This window comes from Shouchella oshimensis (genome assembly GCF_004375095.1).
GTDB lineage: Bacteria > Bacillota > Bacilli > Bacillales > Bacillaceae_D > Shouchella > Shouchella oshimensis.
The window spans coordinates 832,120-850,350 of the sequence record NZ_SNUX01000001.1; the positions used below are offsets into that span (position 1 = coordinate 832,120).

At 38.8% G+C, this 18,231-nt stretch carries 21 protein-coding genes; 6 read left to right on the forward strand and 15 right to left on the reverse strand.

The window, feature by feature from the left end; translation table 11 throughout:
- Nucleotides 1-294: 294 nt before the first annotated feature.
- The 9 genes from E2L03_RS04330 to E2L03_RS04370 form a co-directional block, all read right to left on the reverse strand.
- The gene (locus E2L03_RS04330; RefSeq protein ID WP_038482002.1) at nt 295-1,386 is read right to left on the reverse strand and encodes a bifunctional 3-deoxy-7-phosphoheptulonate synthase/chorismate mutase; all 1,092 of its coding nucleotides are present in this window, start codon (nt 1,384-1,386) and stop codon (nt 295-297) included.
- 159 nt (nt 1,387-1,545) lie between these two features.
- Complete coding sequence (locus E2L03_RS04335) at nt 1,546-1,989, reverse strand: YtxH domain-containing protein (protein ID WP_038482005.1); 444 nt, start codon at nt 1,987-1,989, stop codon at nt 1,546-1,548.
- Between the two features lies 1 nt (nt 1,990).
- On the reverse strand, nt 1,991-2,437 hold the full coding sequence (locus E2L03_RS04340; RefSeq protein ID WP_134258611.1) for a DUF948 domain-containing protein: 447 nt from the start codon (nt 2,435-2,437) through the stop codon (nt 1,991-1,993).
- A 203-nt stretch (nt 2,438-2,640) separates the two neighbouring features.
- Nucleotides 2,641-3,948, reverse strand: a complete 1,308-nt coding sequence (gene murC, locus E2L03_RS04345; RefSeq protein WP_038482009.1) for a UDP-N-acetylmuramate--L-alanine ligase — start codon at nt 3,946-3,948, stop codon at nt 2,641-2,643.
- A 169-nt stretch (nt 3,949-4,117) separates the two neighbouring features.
- Nucleotides 4,118-6,523, reverse strand: a complete 2,406-nt coding sequence (locus tag E2L03_RS04350) for a DNA translocase FtsK (RefSeq protein WP_134258612.1) — start codon at nt 6,521-6,523, stop codon at nt 4,118-4,120.
- 61 nt (nt 6,524-6,584) lie between these two features.
- Nucleotides 6,585-7,187 (reverse strand): YtpR family tRNA-binding protein, encoded by a 603-nt coding sequence (gene ytpR / locus E2L03_RS04355; RefSeq protein ID WP_134258613.1) that lies wholly within the window; start codon nt 7,185-7,187, stop codon nt 6,585-6,587.
- Nucleotides 7,188-7,251: 64 nt separating this feature from the next.
- Nucleotides 7,252-8,052 (reverse strand): DUF1444 domain-containing protein, encoded by an 801-nt coding sequence (locus E2L03_RS04360; protein WP_038482018.1) that lies wholly within the window; start codon nt 8,050-8,052, stop codon nt 7,252-7,254.
- 75 nt (nt 8,053-8,127) lie between these two features.
- Complete coding sequence (locus tag E2L03_RS04365; protein WP_038482021.1) at nt 8,128-8,454, reverse strand: thioredoxin family protein; 327 nt, start codon at nt 8,452-8,454, stop codon at nt 8,128-8,130.
- A gap of 9 nt (nt 8,455-8,463) precedes the next feature.
- Entirely contained in the window at nt 8,464-9,480 is a 1,017-nt protein-coding gene (locus tag E2L03_RS04370; RefSeq protein ID WP_038482023.1) for a PTS sugar transporter subunit IIC, read from the reverse strand.
- Nucleotides 9,481-9,619: 139 nt separating this feature from the next.
- Here E2L03_RS04370 and E2L03_RS04375 point away from each other — a divergent pair, with 139 nt between their 5' ends.
- Complete coding sequence (locus E2L03_RS04375; protein WP_038482026.1) at nt 9,620-10,066, forward strand: YtoQ family protein; 447 nt, start codon at nt 9,620-9,622, stop codon at nt 10,064-10,066.
- Between the two features lie 41 nt (nt 10,067-10,107).
- Here E2L03_RS04375 and E2L03_RS04380 read toward each other — a convergent pair whose 3' ends face one another.
- Together E2L03_RS04380 and E2L03_RS04385 are read right to left on the reverse strand one after the other, a co-directional pair.
- Nucleotides 10,108-10,602: a DUF84 family protein gene (locus E2L03_RS04380; RefSeq protein WP_206698891.1), complete on the reverse strand. Its 495-nt coding sequence runs from the start codon at nt 10,600-10,602 to the stop codon at nt 10,108-10,110.
- Nucleotides 10,599-11,672 (reverse strand): M42 family metallopeptidase, encoded by a 1,074-nt coding sequence (locus tag E2L03_RS04385; RefSeq protein ID WP_038482030.1) that lies wholly within the window; start codon nt 11,670-11,672, stop codon nt 10,599-10,601. Before E2L03_RS04385 ends, E2L03_RS04380 begins: the two co-directional genes overlap by 4 nt.
- 247 nt (nt 11,673-11,919) lie before the next feature.
- Between E2L03_RS04385 and E2L03_RS04390 the strand changes: the two genes are divergently transcribed.
- On the forward strand, nt 11,920-12,222 hold the full coding sequence (locus E2L03_RS04390; RefSeq protein WP_134258614.1) for a hypothetical protein: 303 nt from the start codon (nt 11,920-11,922) through the stop codon (nt 12,220-12,222).
- Nucleotides 12,223-12,257: 35 nt separating this feature from the next.
- Here the strand turns inward: E2L03_RS04390 and trmB are convergent, their stop codons facing one another.
- Entirely contained in the window at nt 12,258-12,893 is a 636-nt protein-coding gene (trmB, locus tag E2L03_RS04395) for a tRNA (guanosine(46)-N7)-methyltransferase TrmB (RefSeq protein ID WP_038482036.1), read from the reverse strand.
- Between the two features lie 74 nt (nt 12,894-12,967).
- Between trmB and E2L03_RS04400 the strand changes: the two genes are divergently transcribed.
- A complete protein-coding gene (locus tag E2L03_RS04400) occupies nt 12,968-13,204 on the forward strand; it encodes a YtzH-like family protein (protein WP_038482039.1) in 237 nt (78 codons plus the stop codon).
- A 47-nt stretch (nt 13,205-13,251) separates the two neighbouring features.
- On the opposite strand, the gene E2L03_RS04405 is transcribed toward E2L03_RS04400, so the two are convergent.
- Complete coding sequence (locus E2L03_RS04405) at nt 13,252-14,046, reverse strand: phosphotransferase family protein (RefSeq protein ID WP_038482041.1); 795 nt, start codon at nt 14,044-14,046, stop codon at nt 13,252-13,254.
- A 364-nt stretch (nt 14,047-14,410) separates the two neighbouring features.
- Here E2L03_RS04405 and purU point away from each other — a divergent pair, with 364 nt between their 5' ends.
- Nucleotides 14,411-15,274 carry a formyltetrahydrofolate deformylase gene (gene purU, locus E2L03_RS04410; RefSeq protein WP_095150532.1) on the forward strand — a complete coding sequence of 288 codons (864 nt, stop codon included), beginning with the start codon at nt 14,411-14,413 and terminating at the stop codon, nt 15,272-15,274.
- Between the two features lie 45 nt (nt 15,275-15,319).
- Here purU and E2L03_RS04415 read toward each other — a convergent pair whose 3' ends face one another.
- Entirely contained in the window at nt 15,320-16,042 is a 723-nt protein-coding gene (locus tag E2L03_RS04415; RefSeq protein ID WP_095150533.1) for an SDR family NAD(P)-dependent oxidoreductase, read from the reverse strand.
- A gap of 91 nt (nt 16,043-16,133) precedes the next feature.
- Entirely contained in the window at nt 16,134-16,418 is a 285-nt protein-coding gene (locus E2L03_RS04420; RefSeq protein ID WP_166740180.1) for a type II toxin-antitoxin system HicB family antitoxin, read from the reverse strand.
- A 314-nt stretch (nt 16,419-16,732) separates the two neighbouring features.
- Here E2L03_RS04420 and cysK point away from each other — a divergent pair, with 314 nt between their 5' ends.
- Together cysK and E2L03_RS04430 are read left to right on the forward strand one after the other, a co-directional pair.
- On the forward strand, nt 16,733-17,668 hold the full coding sequence (gene cysK, locus E2L03_RS04425; RefSeq protein WP_134258615.1) for a cysteine synthase A: 936 nt from the start codon (nt 16,733-16,735) through the stop codon (nt 17,666-17,668).
- 334 nt (nt 17,669-18,002) lie between these two features.
- Nucleotides 18,003-18,221, forward strand: a complete 219-nt coding sequence (locus tag E2L03_RS04430) for a DeoR family transcriptional regulator (RefSeq protein ID WP_038482055.1) — start codon at nt 18,003-18,005, stop codon at nt 18,219-18,221.
- The last annotated feature ends 10 nt before the right edge of the window (nt 18,222-18,231 follow it).

Consider the following 18,231-nt stretch of genomic DNA (forward strand, 5'->3'; position numbering starts at 1 on the left):
CCTTTTTATGATTTCTCAAATGTGTATTATTAAGTTCATTAAACTCTGTTTTTCAAACTTATTTCTTTTAAGAATACGATATACAAAGATTTAGTGCAATAAAAAAGCTCATTATCACAAACATTTTCATAAATGAAAAACAGTTTTCTTTTTTATGGAAAACAGTTGAAGCGCTATCATTACTAATGTGCCCGTTTTTAGTAAACTTTAAACAAACGATTTAAATAAGTGGAACGAAGTAAACAGAACAAAAAAAGAAAAAAGCGCAAATGCGCTTTTTTCTTTCGACCATGATTAAGATTGAGTCACTGCTTGTTTAATTAACCCTGATGATTCTAACGCAGTCATAAATGTATTAAACTCATCAAAGTTCATTTGTTGAGCAGAATCAGATAACGCAACAGCTGGGTCTGGGTGCACTTCAGCCATTACCGCGTCTGCGCCAATAGCAAGTGCTGCTTTTGCAGTAGGAAGCAATAGGTCTTTTCTTCCTGTTGAATGGGTAACATCAACCATTACAGGCAAATGAGTTTCTTGTTTTAAAATTGGAACGGCAGAGATATCAAGCGTATTTCTTGTTGCTTTTTCATACGTTCGAATACCTCTTTCACATAGCATCAATTGGTCGTTTCCTTTCGACACCACGTATTCTGCTGCATGAATAAATTCTTCTATCGTCGCCGATAGTCCACGTTTTAATAAGACTGGTTTTTTAACAGAACCCGCTGTTTTTAAGAGCTCAAAGTTTTGCATGTTGCGTGCTCCAATTTGAATCACATCTACGTAATCCAATGCCAGTTCAATATCTTTTGGTGTAACAATTTCACTGACAACGGCCATATCAAGCTCATCAGCAACACGCTTTAAAATTTTCAGCCCTTCTAAACCAAGCCCTTGGAAATCATAAGGTGATGTTCTTGGTTTAAAGGCACCGCCTCTTAATAGACGCTGGCCATGTTTTTTCATTTCTTTTGCAACAGCTAATACTTGCTCATAGCTTTCTACTGCACATGGGCCAAAAACAAAACGTTGTTTGCCATCACCGATTGTTTCACCCTTTACATTAACGGTTGTATTTTCAGGGTGCCTTTTTCGAGAAACGAGAAGTGCTTTACTATTATCTTCTTCTTGAAGCTCTAAGCTTGCTTTAAAAATTTGCTTAAATAAATGTTGAAGGGTTCCTGTTTCAAATGGACCGCTATTGTGCTCTGCAATATGATCAAGCATTTTTCTTTCACGTACTGGATCAAATCGAGCAATGCCCTGCTGTCTTTTTACTTCACCAATTTCTTTAACAAGACGAGCCCGCTTGTTAATTTGTTCAAGTAAATCTAAATTCACCTTATCTAACTGATCTCTTAGTTCGTCTAGCTGATCGTGACTCATTTCTCTCCACCTCTCCAATGTTCTTTGTTTTATTCTGTTTATTATAACGAAGACATCGCAAAAAGTCACGACTTTTTTCTTTATTACTTAAACGCTTTTATGTACTAAAGTAAATAAACGATAAAAAGAGTGGGCTTTACCCACTCTTTTTATCGTTTATTATTTTTTTGCCGCTTGCTTTGCTTTCTTTTCAGCATCTTTTACTTCACTTTTAACAGTTTCGGAAATGTTTTTACCAGCTTCTTCAGCATCTTCTTTTAAATCTTTTGCTAAACTCTTAGCCTCTTCTACTTGGTTTTCCGCTTCTTCTTTTGCTGTAGCACTTAAATCTTTCACTTTATCTACTACTTGCTGTGACTGATCTGTTACCGCTTTTGCTAAATTCGATGATTTCTCTTTAGCAATGTCAGCCCACTCATTTCCTTTTTCATACACATCGCTTGTTAGCTGCGCTGTTCTTTCTTTTGCGTTATACGCTTGCTCACTAATATCGCTGCGAAGTTCTTTTCCTGACTTCGGCGCTAGAAAAAGTGCTGTAGTTGCTCCTACAATTCCACCTACTAATGTACCAATTAAAAAGTCTTTTGTATTCATGTCACCCATTTTAAAGTTCCTCCCTAGAATGTTTTTGTTCTAATTGTTGTTTGCGTTGCTTAAACTTTGTATAGAAATCTAAAACAGCCTGCCCCCATTGAATGGCTTGAGAAACTGTTTCAGCATTTCGACTAGTTTCTGCGTTCACTTTCGTTGTTACTTGTCTAACCGATTGGTTAACTGACTTTAATGATTCTCCTAAGTCTTTCGATGAGTCGAATAGTACTTGAAGTGAATCAGACTTGCGTTGAACATCATCGGCTAAAGCGTTTGTTTTCTTTAAAAGCTGTTCTGACTCGGTTGTAATACCTTTCATCTGCACTTCAAGTGATTTAATCGTTGCTGAAATTTGTTCTAATGTCTTCGTTGTCGATTTCAGCGTTATGATTATGTAAATAACAAAAAGTGCAATTGCTATCGCAATAATGAATACACTTATGTATAGCAAAGCTTCCAATTAGCATACCCCCTCCTCTTGTTCTTTACCCAATTTTACTATCTTAAAACAAAAGATTCAAATTAGGGGTTGGAAAAAGTAATTCGACACCTTCAGTTAAATTCCTTCTTACTTGCATGATGAATTGGTTAAAAAACAAAGCAAAAAAGGTAACCAATATTCTCGGTTACCTCTCTATACCCTCAATAAACAGAAACTATGCATTAGCCGCTTTTTTTCTGACTAATCTCATACGCTTTTTGATATTTTTGTATATCCCCGGCTCCCATGAATAAAAGTACTTCATGCTCATGAGCTTGCAAACCGTCAATATCCCCTTCATTCATAAGGTGACTTCCATTAATGAGCTGTTGCAACTGCTCTATCGTAAGGGAGCCTTGGTCTTCTCTTGCTGAGCCAAAAATATCACACAAATACACCGTATCCGCTTGGCTAAGAGCATCAGCAAATTCTTGCAAAAAAGCTTTAGTACGTGTAAAGGTGTGCGGTTGAAAAATCGCTGTTACTTTTCGATTTTTATATTTTTTCTTTGTCGCTTCAATCGTTGCAGCAATTTCAGTTGGATGATGAGCATAATCGTCAATCAATACTTGCGAGCCGAATACTTTCTCACTAAACCTTCTTTTTACACCTGCAAATGTTTTCAAGTGCTTGGCTACATCCTCATACTGAAGACCTTCATAATGACATAGCGCAATAATTGCTAGCGCGTTCTTCACATTATGGTCGCCAAAACCAGGAATTAAGAACGTGCCGTATAGGTCACCACGAATATAAACATCGAATACAGTGCCTTCATCTGTGCTTTTAATCTCTCTTGCCTGAAAATCATTGTCTTCATTTAGCCCATAATACAATATAGGTACATTGGCTTTGAGTTCTTGTAAATGTTCATCATCACCACAAGCAATGATTGCTTTCTTTACTTGACTTGCCATTTCCTGAAAGGCATTAATTACGTCTGCTACACTTGAAAAATAATCTGGGTGATCAAAGTCAATATTCGTCATAATGCAGTAATCAGGAGAGTAATTTAGAAAATGACGACGATATTCACATGCTTCAAAAACGAAATAGTCAGAGTTACTCGTACCTTTCCCAGTTCCGTCACCTATCAAATAAGAGGTAGGTTTTATTGAGCCTAATACGTGAGCAAGTAAACCAGTAGTCGATGTTTTACCATGAGAGCCTGTAATGGCTACACTAGTGAATTGCGAAATAAATGTTCCTAAAAACTGTGGATATACATCTACTTTTAAACCTAACTCACGAGCACGAACAATTTCTTCATGTGTCTCCCCATAGGCTGCTGACATAATGACGTGCTGTTGTTCTTTAATATTCTCTGCTGAAAAAGGGAGTAAAGGAATCCCTTTTTGTTCTAATGGTTTCTGGGTGAAAATCGTTTCTGTAATGTCCGATCCTTGAACGTCTTCTTCCATATCATCTAATATTTGTGCCAAAGCACTCATACCAGAGCCTTTAATTCCGGTAAAATGGTATGTTGTCAATGATAAAGCCTCCAATCTAAGCCCTAGGTTTCTCTAGGTGCAGATCCAATCACTAAATTTCCGCTAATAATGGTTAGTATATGCCGTAACCGTTAAAAGGTCCGATCAATCATACTAATCCATCGCTTTCCAATACATATCATATATAAATTTTGTGTATTTCTCAAGTTCAAGCTAAATCTGATTCCTTTAACTGATCCTCTGTTGCAAGTACCGTTCTTGGCTTACTACCCATAGCACCTGATATAACCCCTCTTTGTTCCATCATATCGATAAGCCTTGCTGCTCGGTTATAGCCTACACGAAAACGACGCTGAATACTCGAAGCTGAAGCAGAACCTTGCTCGACAACAAAGTAGCAAGCATCTTCAAACAGTTCATCAGCCTGTTCCGTTTGCTCAAACACCTTTTCAATCGTCTCACTCTCAAATGCATAGTTAGGTGTTCCTTGCTTTTTCACATACTCAATGACGGCTTCAATTTCATCGTCGGAAACGAATGTACCTTGAACTCGTACAGGTTTGGAAGCACCATTTTCATGAAACAGCATATCTCCTCTGCCAAGTAAACGTTCAGCGCCCCCCATATCTAAAATGGTTCTTGAATCGGTTTGAGACGAGACAGAAAACGCAATTCGAGTAGGAATGTTCGCCTTGATGAGTCCTGTTATAACATCAACTGAAGGTCTTTGCGTAGCTAAAAGCAAATGAATTCCACATGCCCTCGCCTTTTGAGCAATACGGCATATTGCATCTTCGACATCTTGAGGTGATACCATCATAAGGTCAGCTAGCTCATCGATTACAACAAGGATATATGGAAGCTTGTCATAACGTTCGTTGTACTTCTCGATGTCCCGAACCCGCATTTGACTAAAGAGCTCGTACCTTCTTTCCATTTCTTGAACAACCCATTTTAATGACGCTGTAGCTTGCTTCGGATCTGTAATGACAGGTGCAAGCAAATGGGGTATATCGTGATATGGAGCCAGTTCAACCATTTTCGGATCAACTAAAAGAAGCTTTAATTCTTCTGGAGAAGCTTTATACAATAGGCTAATCAAAATTGAGTTTATACATACACTTTTTCCCGAACCAGTAGCTCCTGCCACAAGCCCATGAGGCATTTTATTAAGATCTGTCACAACAGGGTTACCAGATATATCAAGACCTAATGCTGCAGTTAAGGGAGAAGTTGGGTTTCGAAATACATCTCTTCGCAAAATTTCCCTTAACATAACCGGGTTTGAAGTTCGATTAGGCACTTCAATGCCGATAGCGTTCTTACCAGGAATTGGTGCTTCAATTCGTATATCTTTAGCAGCAAGTGACAACTTGATGTCATCTGTTAGATTTGTAATTTTATTTACTTTTACGCCTCGTGCAGGTTGAATTTCAAAGCGAGTCACAGCTGGACCTTTAGTACGATTGACCACTTTTGCATCTACATGAAAACTTTGAAGGGTTTCCTCTAGTAAAGTAGCTTGTTCATCGAGCCAAGCACCATCATCATCTGTCGTTCGCTCCGGATATAAAAGCAGTTTGAGCGGTGGCGGTTCATAAGCACTCGTTCTTTTTTGCTCTTGATACTCTTTTTTCTTCCTGCGATCAGAAGGTAACATTAGCACATTAAATGGGATTTCTTTTCGATGCTCTTTCGCGTCGCTCCCCTGAGAAGGTGCCTCCACAGCTTCAGCTTGTTTTAGCTCTTCCTTTTCTTGAACAACGATTTCTGCATCAGCTAGTTTCGATTCTGTGTCTTCTTGTTCCACAGCTTCAACTTGTTTTGGCTCTTCCTTTTCTTGAACAGCGATTTCTGCATCAGCTTGTTTCGATTCTGTGTCTTCTTGTTCCACAGCTTCAGCTCGCTTAGACGCTATCTCTTTTGACACAACCGTTCTGCTCGATTTCAGTATAGGCAAAACAGTTTGATCCGTTGTATGAAAACGTGTTGATTCTTTCTTGTCATCTGAACCGTATGTAGTCTGCTTTTCAGCCTTTAAACCTTCTTTCCCAGCCAACTGCTCTGACGTCTTTCTCACTATCGCAACATCTTCAAAATGTTCCGCATGCTCGGCATCTACTTTCGGCTGAAGAGACTGATGAACATCTTCTTGGTCACTCTCTTGACTAAGATGATGATCCTTTTCATTTATACGCTCCATAAATGTCTGTTGCGACTGTCGCGTAGTTCGTAATAACCAATTGTAATCACTATTATCTCGTATCGGATCTTTAGGTAGTCCATGTATAGGAGATGGCGTAGCTGTCGGTTTAAAATTGCCTTGAAAGAAAGTTGAATTCCCTACATTCGTCACACGGTTTTTCAAACTTTTTTTTGAGTGCTTTCCACTACTTTGCTCATTTTTATTAACTGCTTCTTTCGTACCTTTATCATTGTGATGGGCATACCCATAATAAAACGTCATCCGCGCTTCTTCTAATTCTTCTTCTTTAGTGTTCTTGCTACGCATTTGTTCATTACGTTCGTCATGGATGAGGGGTTGTTCTAGTTCCGAGTCTCTTTCCTCGTCGTCCCCTTTAAAAAAACGTGCCCACTTATTCCAAATACTCATCTTTTCACCACCTGATGTCAAAGAGCTGGCAGTCGTAAGAAAGCCAGCCCCCCATTTACAATTATAGAAATGCAGAACCTACAACACTATCCTCAGGTAAAACAAGTATGCCTTTTTCTGAAGGGGCATCTTGTAGGCCTAACTCTTTTGCGGAGCAAATCATACCGTAAGACTCTTCTCCTCGCAATTTTGCCTCTTTAATGACCATCCCACTCGGCATAACTGCACCAACTTTTGCAACAACAACTTTTTGACCTGCTTTTACGTTTGGAGCACCACATACGATTTGCACGGTTTCGTCTCCAATATTTACACGACACACAGATAACTTGTCGGCGTTCGTATGTTGTTCACAGGCATCGATATAGCCTACAACAAATAAAGGCTTCTGCTCTAAATCAAGTTTAATCACTTGACCATTTTCTTTTGCCGCCTTTTTAAGAAGAGTTTGAAGCTCTTCTGTTAAGTCAATCGCACCTTCACCATCAATCGTTCCGTAATTTGAAGCATTTAACACATTTATTCCTACTACTTCTCCAGATTCACGTTTACTAATTTGTACAAAATCACCATGTTGCTCAACGAATCGATCGTCGATGCCTACTTGCTCTTTCACAAGTAATAAAACATCGCCAATTCCTTTTTTGTTATAAAAAGCGTTCATCTTCTTCTCCTCTTGCTACAATTATGTGTAGCGTTTCTAGTATACTGAATCCTGTTCGGATGTACTATCGGTCTTTAGGCTTTTTTTGTGCCAAAATAAACACAGGCTCAAGTTCGCCATTTTCGACAGCGAAAGGCAATGCCGTTACTGGAATGCGACCTGTCCTAAAAAATTGCAAGGCCATTTGTCCTAACACATCGTAGCCAGTATGATTTTGAATGTCTGCAATAATTAAAGAATCTTGGTGTGGAATTGCCATAGCAAGTTCCCCTTGTACCTGTTGTTCCATTTTTTCAATGAATGATTGATCAAGCACTCTACTGGCATCATAACCATCGTTCGCACTCACAAAGTAAAACGTATTTCCAGCTACCTCATCCTTTTTTAATGGGCAATCAAGTGACCGCACGTTAAACAGCGCAATTTCTTTTAATTCTTTTATGCTTATTGGACTATTAGCTAGGAGCTGTTCGTCAAGTAAAGTGTAGGTTTCACCTAAGTCAAGTGCATAATAAATTCTTGTCTCTGCCGTGTGCTCATCAAAAATTAATTTTTTACCGTCTTTCGTTTCTTCTGGGAATGACGCCGCACGAATAACTGGGAAAATTTGTTTCTCTTTCCCTTCAAGCGAGATTTTTTCTTTCATTGATTCTAAACCAACTCGTACATGACGAATGGCTTCATCAATCGCATCATATTCTTTTCGCTCCCACCTTGCTAATAATGGTTTAAGCGCTAATGTCACACCTTTATTAATAGACGGATCCTCAACTCGTAACGTGCTTTCTTTATGATCATAACGGATGGTCCAGCCATCTCGTTGCAGTTTGTTTTCAATCTGTTTCCTAAAGGTTTGAAGATTCAACGTTAACCCTCCTTCTCTTTCTAAGTTTAACATGAATGTGGTCAAACGAAAAAGCTAGGAGGTGGTTTCACCTTCCTAGCCGACTTTTGTTTCCGCTTCTGTTAAGAATGTTTGAATTTCTTCTTCTGTTTTACGATCTTTTGAAACAAATCGTGCTACCTCTTTTCCTTCTGAAAAAGCAAGAAAGCTTGGAATACCAAAGATATCATGAGCAATGCATACATCTAACAATTGATCTCGATCAACGTAATAAAAAGTAAATGTCGGATAATCTACTTCTAATCGCGGTAAAAATGGTTCAATTACTCGGCAGTCTGGACACCAGTCAGCAGAAAATAAAAAGACAGCTGTTTCCGTTTCTTTAATTTTATTAAATTCCTCCACACTTGCTACATGTTCCATTTTAGCACCTCATTTTTCTTTTTGCATGATATTCATGTCATTTACGTTTATCCAGCCTTTTGTTCTCATCCATTCGGATAGAAGAAGAGCAACAATAGCTGGTATCACTACATAGCATACTACAACTTGGGCGAAAAGCAACCAGCTAAACCCCATTTCTGTAAAAGTCATAATTGGTCCAACTAGACCACTCGTTCCCATTCCTGCTCCTGCAGCATTGTTTACTAAACCAAATCCAATTGTCCCGATTGGTGCAGCTACAAAGCTTGCCACAGTAGGTGGAATAAGTATCTTTGGATTTTTTATAATATGAGGAATGAGGAGCATCGATGTCCCAATTCCGATAGAAAATAACCCGCTTACACGATTATCACGGTAGCTTGCTACTGCAAATCCGACCATTTGACCTGCACAACCGATTGCGGCAGCCGCGGCAGTCATTCCCGTTAAATCTAGCATAATTGCTATAGCCGCACTCGATATCGGTGCCGTCAGTGCCAACCCCATTAATACAGCAACAATGCCACTCATCACAAAAGGAGATTGAGTTGTTGCCCACGTGATTGCTTCTCCTATAGAAAGCATCACAAATTGTATTGGCGCACCAAGTAGGAATGCTATTGTATAGCCACTAACAATTGTTACAATAGGAGTAACAAGGATGTCTATTTTTGTTTCACCTGCAACCAGCTTTCCTATTTCAGCACCTACAACCGCAGCTAGAAAACTACCGGCAGGTCCTCCAAATAATGCACCAGCAGCGCCACAAACGACTGTCGCAAGCACAACAAAGTTTGGTGCTCCTAATGCTAAAGCCACGGCAGCACCTATAGCCGCACCATACAAGTCCATTGTAAATTGACCGAGCTCAATTACGTGCTCAAGCTGAAGCTGTTCTCCAATCGTTCGAATCATAATGCCAATAATTAATGTCGCAAATAAACCAAACGTCATTTGCCCCATCGCTTTTATAAAATAGGTACGAAGAGAAGGATTTACACCTTTTTTAGTTAAAAACGCTCGCATCGCTCACACTCCAGAAGTTATTCTTACCCTATTTAGAATACGACATGTCTTTTCATGTGACAAGACATTTAAAAAGGTTTTATTTTCTTTTTTTAGGATATCCATTACTATAGAGAAATAAGTAAAAAGGAGCATCTATATGGAACTGACTGTTTATTTAGCTGGAGAAATCCATTCTAATTGGCGTAAAGAAATAAAGGATTTAGCAACCAAGCAAAACTTGCCGTTACAGTTTAAAGGGCCAATGGAAAATCATGACAAAAGTGATAAGATTGGCGAAATGATTTTAGGAAAACAGCCTTCGAACATGTTGACGGACGAAGCTGCTTCTTCCATTAATAACTTAAGAACCCAACTACTGATGAAGAAATCAGACGTAGTTATCGCTTTATTTGGAGAAGAGTATAAGCAATGGAACACGGCTATGGATGCTTCAAGAGCAATAGAAGCCGGTATTCCTGTTATCTTAATTCGTCCCGAAAAATTACACCATGCTTTAAAAGAGTTAGCAAATAAAGCTCAAGTCGTTGTTGAAACGCCTGAGCAAGCTATTGACATCTTAGCTTATGTGTTTGCAGAAGAATAACCTTTATTATAAAAAAGCAATCGCTTAAAGCGATTGCTTTTTTACTGATTGAATTGATACATTCCATAACAACTCTCTACAATATGAGCAAACATTTGTTTGCGTGTTATACGCCCATTTGTTAATAGGCCAACTGCACCGTCTTTTTTGCCGATATCATTTCCTATGATATGTGACAGTTCTTTCCCAGCTTCAAGTCCAGTCGTATATTCCCTCGGTAAAGGAAGACTTAAACCAGATGCAGCGTACACTTGTCCATCTTTCGTCACCATGACTCCCCAATTACATAAGTAGTAAACACCTTCATGTAAATAAACGCCGCCCTCTAGACCAATTCCAACATCAGCGTCAATCTTCTCTCTCGCATATTGTGCTCGATTTAACGCCCCTAACTTTGTTTCATTATTTGAAAATGGCTGGTCTGAAACACCTGACGGTGCAGAGACCGTTTCCATTTTAATCGGTTCCTTAAGCAACGTTTCTTTTACTGCAAAAACTTTTGCTGGGTTTTTTGTACCTATTGCTAACGTAATCATTCGTATGACGTTAAGCTTTCGTATGTTGATTGATCTGTTGAGCGAACAAGTTTGACCAGTAGCTCTTTTGCTGCAGCGTAGTCATCAACATGTAAGATGGATGAAGAAGTGTGAATATAACGTGCGCAAACCCCAATTACAGCCGACGGTACTCCATCACCTGATGTATGGATGCGGCCAGCATCTGTTCCACCTGGAGAAATAAAGTATTGGTAAGGAATGTTATTGGATTCAGCTGTATCTAAAACAAAATCACGCATTCCTTTATGAGTAATCATTGTACGATCGTGAATTCGAACAAGCGCACCTTTTCCTAACTGACCAAATGCGTCTTTTCCACCAGTAGCATCGTTGGCAGGACTAGCATCAAGCACATAGCTTAAATCAGGCTCAATTAAATGTGCTGCTGTTGCTGCGCCTCTAAGCCCAACTTCCTCTTGAACTGTCGCTCCTGAGAATAACGTATTTGGAAGAGATTCCCCTTTTAATTCTTCTAATAATTCAATTGCAAGGCCAACACCATAACGGTTATCCCACGCTTTTGCCATGATTTTCTTCGGGTTTGCCATTGGCGTAAACGGGCACTCTAGCGCAATCGGTTGTCCTGGTTTTATTCCTAAAGCCAAGCAATCTTCTCGATCGTCAGCACCAATATCAATATACATTTCTTCAATTGGCATTGGCTTTGAGCGCTGCGCATCTTGAAGAAGATGAGGTGGTGTTGACCCTATAACACCGACAATTGGTCCTTTGTCTGTGATAATCTGCACTCGTTGGGCAAGAAGAACTTGTGACCACCAACCGCCTAATGTTTGAAATTTAATTAAGCCCTTTTCATTTATCGATGTCACTAAAAATCCAACTTCATCCATATGACCTGCCACCATTACCTTTGGACCAGCTGAATTCCCTCTTAATACACCAAAAATACTGCCTAATTTATCTTGGACAATTTCGTCGGTATGCTTTAATAATTCTTGTTTCACGTATGCCCTTACATCGTGTTCAAAACCTGGAGGACCTACAAGCTCCGTTAGTGTTTTAAACATTTGTTTTGTTTTATCGTTCATTTTGAACCTCCTACAAGCTAGTATCTTTACTATTTTACAAAACTTCATATTGATAAGCTAGCAAATGATTTTATTCCTTATAAAGGCTTATGAAAGAAAAGTTACTTTTCTTACAAAAAATGTGGTATCGTAATGTTGCGTACATAAGAGATGGTTTTTAATTTCTAGTTTTAGGGGATAGCAATACTTGTCTACTATTCCTGTGCAATTGGTTCCCATTTACTTTTTATACAAGGAGAGGTTACATTTGAAACGTTTTTCGATCGGCATTGGTGTAGGTGTGTTAATTGGTGTGCTTGCTTCAAAAGCTTGTCAAACAACAGAATTAAAGCCTGAACAAGTTCTTAAAAAAGTGAAAGCGGTTGTGAAGCAAGAATATATCATCAATGGATCTTGGATTCATATGCAATCTGAAACCGTCGAACATCTTGGCTTAACCTATCGAGTCTATCGCGGTGGGCTTACAAGCTCAACCGTGGACGGCCCAGTACAATATGAATTTGTTGCAGATGTAGAAAGTGGCGTACTTTTAAAGCTCGATCAAATTTAATAAATAAAAAAACAAGCCTATGTAGGCTTGTTTTTTTAATAGGTTGCTTCTAAACGGTATATGCGATCGCCTTTTGCTGAGAATTTCTCTTCATACTCTGTCATCATATTGCCCTCCATGTTGCTTTTATGCAAATCAAGACTTACATTTTTGAATGCCATACCATAGCTGGACATGCTATGAAGTGAATACTCGAATAAGCCTTGATTATCAGTTTTAAAATGAATTTCTCCATTGTTTGTTAACATACGGCGATACTTCTCTAAATAATAAGGATGCGTTAAACGCCTTTTAGCGTGGCGAGTTTTCGGCCAAGGATCTGTAAAGTTTATAAATACTCGTTCCACTTCACTTTCACCAAAAAATTCCTCTATATCACCAACATCTTCACTTAATAGCTTCACATTCATTAGCCCTGCTTGTTCTACATTTTCCATCGCTGTTAATAGTACACTTTCGTAGCGTTCAACACCAATGAAATTAATGCCAGGGTGAGCCATCCCCATTTTTGTTAGAAACTGACCTTTCCCAGTCCCTACTTCAACGTAGATCGGGTTGTCGTTGTTAAACAGATCGTTCCAATTTCCTTTTTGAGTCGTCGGATCTTGAACTACAATAGCCGGACGCTTGCTTAATTCTTCCCTTGCCCAGGGCTTATGTCTTAAACGCATTGCAACTAACTCCTTTTCGTTAATACATGTATAATTTTCATTTTTTTACTCACGCTATAAAAAGGAGGGATCGTATGCCTTTATCAACGAACGATAAACTTTCATTAATAAAAGATCTATTACGAAGCCACCAATCTGAACATTTTCTGACTCGAAATGAACGTGAGCAGCTTACGCAACTCTTGTCTAATCTTGCAGATGAAACAACACTGGATTCGCGTATTTCTGATACTATTTCGCAAATCTCAAGTGCAAACTATACAGATACGCTGGATGCACAAGCAGTGAATATGTGGATAGAACAATTATAATTGGCTTATTTCCTAGGAAATAAGCCAATTTCTCTCAAACAAATAGCTCATCTTTTAATAGATGAGCTATCGATTAAATAAGACAAATTCTTTTCATAGCTACGTACTTGTTCTTCATTATGTCGACTATGATGCCATAGTAATTCTGATATCGAATGTGCGATCATATACCAATACATTCGTAATCGTAACGAATCTGTTAGCTCTTCTCCATAGGAATGGAGCCAAATCTCCCACTCCTCCTCTGGGATATACGTATAAAGTAATAACCCTAAATCAAGGGCCGGATCGGCAACTGTAGCACCGTCCCAATCAATTAAATATAAGTTGTCATGTTCATCACGCATCCAATTATTATGGTTTATATCGCCATGACAAACAGCATATTTTGTATCATCAAGTTTCCCAAGAAGCCTTTCTAATTCGCTTAACCCTCTATCAACGACTTCATTTTGAAGACAATAAAGCGATACTTGTAGGTGCATATTCTCAATCATAACTGACGGGATCAATGGTTTATTCCCCATCCGTGTAAACATATCAAGCAAGTCTGCAGACTCATGAATATTGGCTAACAGTTTAGCCGTACGAGCATGCCTCATTTCCTTTGCTTTTAGTTCTCTTCCTTGAATCCAACGCTGTGCGGTAATCACATCACCGCTCTCCAACCTCTTTGTCCACAATAATTTTGGGACAATTCCTTCAGCAGAAAGAACCGCAAGAAAAGGAGATGAATTTCGCTTTATGAATAATTGATAGTCGCCTTGTCTAGCAACATATGCTTCACCAGTTGCGCCTCCAGCGGGTAAGACATCCCAGCCTTCTCCTAAAAACAATTCCACCAGGTTCACCCTCAATTTCCTTTTCTTTTCTTCCGCTTCCTTACTGCCTTCGTTTAGTATACCTTAAATAAGACTGGAAAAAAAACCATTAAAAAAGCAGAGCACAGCAAAGTCTCTGCCATTAATCATGTAAGCTATAAAAATGGTTACAATTGAAGCGGCATCATGCATACTTGCATTTAATAGATAGGTCTTATGGTACCAAAAAGGTATAACGATCGTCAATGTGAGATTTCAAAAAACAGTCGACTTCGCAGATAAAAATACCCTTTTAGATTGACAGCAGTTGAATAAGTTTGCTTCAATAGGGGAGTTATAAAACGACATACTTGTTAAGAAGGCCTTTAGAACGGAGGAACAAATCGTGCATCATCAGGAAAATCGAGCTATTTTACTTGTTACATGTCAAGATAAGCCAGGTATTGTATCAGCTATTTCGACTTTATTATTCCATCACCATGCAAATATCGTTCAATCGGATCAGTATTCAACAGATCCAGAACACGGGCGATTTTTTATGAGAGTTGAATTTGAATGGGAAGAATCAAAGGCAAACTTTCAATCCATACAAGAGGCATTAAAACAAATTGCTCAAGAATATGCTTTCACATATAAAATAGAAAAAGCCAATCGAAAAAAACAAATGGCTATTTTCGTTTCTAAAGAAAATCATTGCTTATCAGAAATTTTATGGAAATGGAAAGCAGGTGAGTTGTATGCAGATATACCACTTGTTATTAGCAACCACAAAGACGCTCAAGAAGAAGTGGAATCGTATGGCATCCCGTTTTACCATATCCCTGCCACAAAAGAAAACAGAAAAGAAGCAGAAGAACAAGCTATTCAACTGTTAAAGGATCATCAGATTGAACTTGTGGTTCTCGCTCGTTACATGCAAATTTTATCGTCATCTTTTGTTTCTCAATTTCCAGAGAGGATTATTAATATCCACCACTCTTTCTTACCAGCCTTTATTGGGGCTAACCCTTACGTAAAAGCATTTGAACGTGGTGTTAAGCTTATTGGTGCTACCGCTCATTATGTAACAGACGATTTAGACGAAGGGCCGATTATTGAGCAAGATGTTATGCGCGTTGATCATCGCCACTCAGCTAAAGATTTAAAAATCGTCGGTCGAAACATTGAACGCATTGCACTTGCAAGAGCCGTTCAGTGGCATTTAGATGACCGCTGCATCGTTCATCAAAACAAGACGATTGTTTTCTAATGAATAAAGAGCTTACCGCCTTCCTGGCGATAAGCTCTTTTTCTGCTATTCATCATGTGCATAGATCATTTTTCTAGTCATACCACCATCAATGGTAAGTGTTTCTCCATTTATAAAATTATTATTTGGGTGGGCTAGAAATAAACAGGCTTCCGCAATATCTCTCGGTGTACCTACGCGGTTTGAAGGGTGTTGAGTATGGTCAATATCTCTTAATTGCTTGATATCTCCTGTGTGAATCCAACCTGGCGCAATGGCATTGACCGTTATCTGAGTATCTTGAAGGGACATTGCCATGGCATGGGTTAAGGCAGTTATTCCACCTTTAGATGCTGCATAGGCTTCTGAATTAGCCTCAGACATAAAAGCCCTAGTCGACGATATGTTTATGATAGAGCAGGACTCTTTTCTTTGTTTCATCGTTTTAGCAAAACCTTGGGAAAGCAAAAATGCGCTTGTTAGGTTAGTCTTTAGCACGTGGTTCCAGTCATCGAGAGTAAGGTCAAAAAAAGGTTTAAAGGTAGACACACCTGCATTGTTAATGAGAACAGATGGCGAACCATACTGTTGATGAATACCGTCTATAGCTGATTGAAGTTGCTCATGATCCGTTACATCTACTTGTATTGCATGGACTTGGTCATGTTCCCAATCTTGTTTTTCTTTGTCCATCGTGATGACGATGTAACGATTGTGGGCAAATGCTTTTGCTACTTCCTTCCCAATGCCATTTGCACCACCTGAAATAACCATTAATCGCTTATCCATACTTCATCTCCTTTTTGTTCATTGTCCTTACTATTCCCCCCTTTAACCAAATGAAAAACGCTCTCGTTAATAGAGAGCGCTGTTTAACACGTTAACCTTGTTCTAAAGCAAGTAATTCATGATTGATAAAAGTAAATTCCGCTTTTTCCATCGGAGCATCGATGAAAATCAGTTGTGGTCGATTATTAGGGGGTGGCAAACGATCCAATCCAAATGTTTGCTCCCATCGTTGTATACTCTCAGAAAGGTTTTTTTTCGCTTCTAAAAATGTATCACCAAATCCAACACATTCTTCCAATCCATATAGCTCTATCATAAGCTCAGTTGAACCAAGCCAATTATATACTTTTCTTACACGTAAATCATAGGTAGACATGAAGCTGCTCTGACGCATCAAATACCTCCTTTATTCCTGAACAGCCTTAAGCAATTTAACGGTCTATATACAATAATGTTTTTAACGTATTACGGACATAATTTTTAACACGACCTTTTTATTATAGCTTCTTCGACGGGTTGTTTCAATGCTGTTTACCATTAAATTTTCCAAATATCTATTATGATTTAATGATAATTGTCCTATACAGAGGGAAACTATAAGCAGAGTAAATAATCATTTTTGTTCGCATGTCGCAATCATTCCCTTTATAATGTGAAGCGTAGAGAAAGACATTACAATGAGGTGAAAACATGAAAGTTGTAAATAACGTTGCTGAATTAATTGGCGAAACACCATTAATTCGTTTAAACAAACTAGGAGATCCAAATGGTGCAGCCGTCTATTTAAAATTAGAGATGTTTAACCCAAGTGGCAGTGTAAAAGATCGTGCTGCTTATTCCATGATTGTACAAGCTGAGAAAGATGGATTCTTAAAAAAAGGTTCCACCATCATTGAACCAACATCTGGTAATACTGGAATTGGTCTTGCAATGAATGCTGCCGCTCGTGGCTACAGAGCTATATTGGTGATGCCTGATACAATGAGTCAAGAGCGTATCAATTTATTAAAAGCATACGGAGCAGAAGTTGTCTTAACAGAAGGCGACAAAAAAATGCCAGGCGCCATAGATAAAGCAAAACAATTAGTCAATGAAATTCCTGGAGCCTATATGCCCATGCAATTTGAAAATGAAGCAAATCCTGACGCACATCGAAAAACAACGGCATTTGAAATTAAAAAGAGCTTAGATTCTATTGGTGCCCATCTAGATGGCTTTGTTGCTGCATCAGGGACGGGAGGAACCATTACTGGAACCGGGGAATCCTTAAAGGAATTGTATCCGGAAGCCATTATTCATGTTGTTGAGCCAGCGGGTTCACCTGTCTTATCTGGTGGTAAACCAGGTCCTCACAAACTTGTTGGTACGAGCCCAGGCTTTATCCCTCCAATTTTAAACCAAACGGTTTATGACAAGATCAGACGAATAGACGATGAAAATGCCTATAAGACGACAAGAGATCTTGCACGATTAGAAGGGATCCTTGTTGGTCCTTCGTCTGGAGCAGCCTGTTTTGCGGCATTAGAATTAGCGAAGACAATGAGCACAGACCAGCACGTTGTTGCCATTGCCTGTGACACAGGGGAACGCTATTTATCAACAGACTTATTTCAGTTTGAAGACTAATACACAGGGAATGCATCTTCTTCATTCCCTTACATAATCTTTACAATTCAACCCGTAAAAGTATAATCGTTCGGCTTTAACATTACTTTTTGCTTACTTTCCAAGATTCTATCCAACAATTTACATGATTTCTTCTTTGCGCTTTTTATTGTTTTGGTGTAAACTATAAGTGTCTATATAAAGAGTACGTTTTTATATAGTCGATGCACGAAAATCAAGACCATCACCTCACCTTACCTAGCAATTTTTGACGACACTTTTTACTAAATGGTTTTCAACTTGCATAGGATTGGGTATAGGGATTTGAATTCATGTATAAAGAAGGAGTGGTTTTTTGCAAACTTCAACTGATCGTATGCTGACTCGAATTAAGTCCATCTACCTGTACATCAAACAGAAGGGAACTGTCACGACGAATGAATTAGTTGAAGAGTTCGGCATCACTCAACGAACCGTGCAGCGAGACTTAAATGTACTTGAATATAATAATCTTGTCGTTAGCTCAGCACGAGGTAAGTGGAAAGCAACGAGCAAAAAAACAAAGGTTTCATAATAAAAAAGAC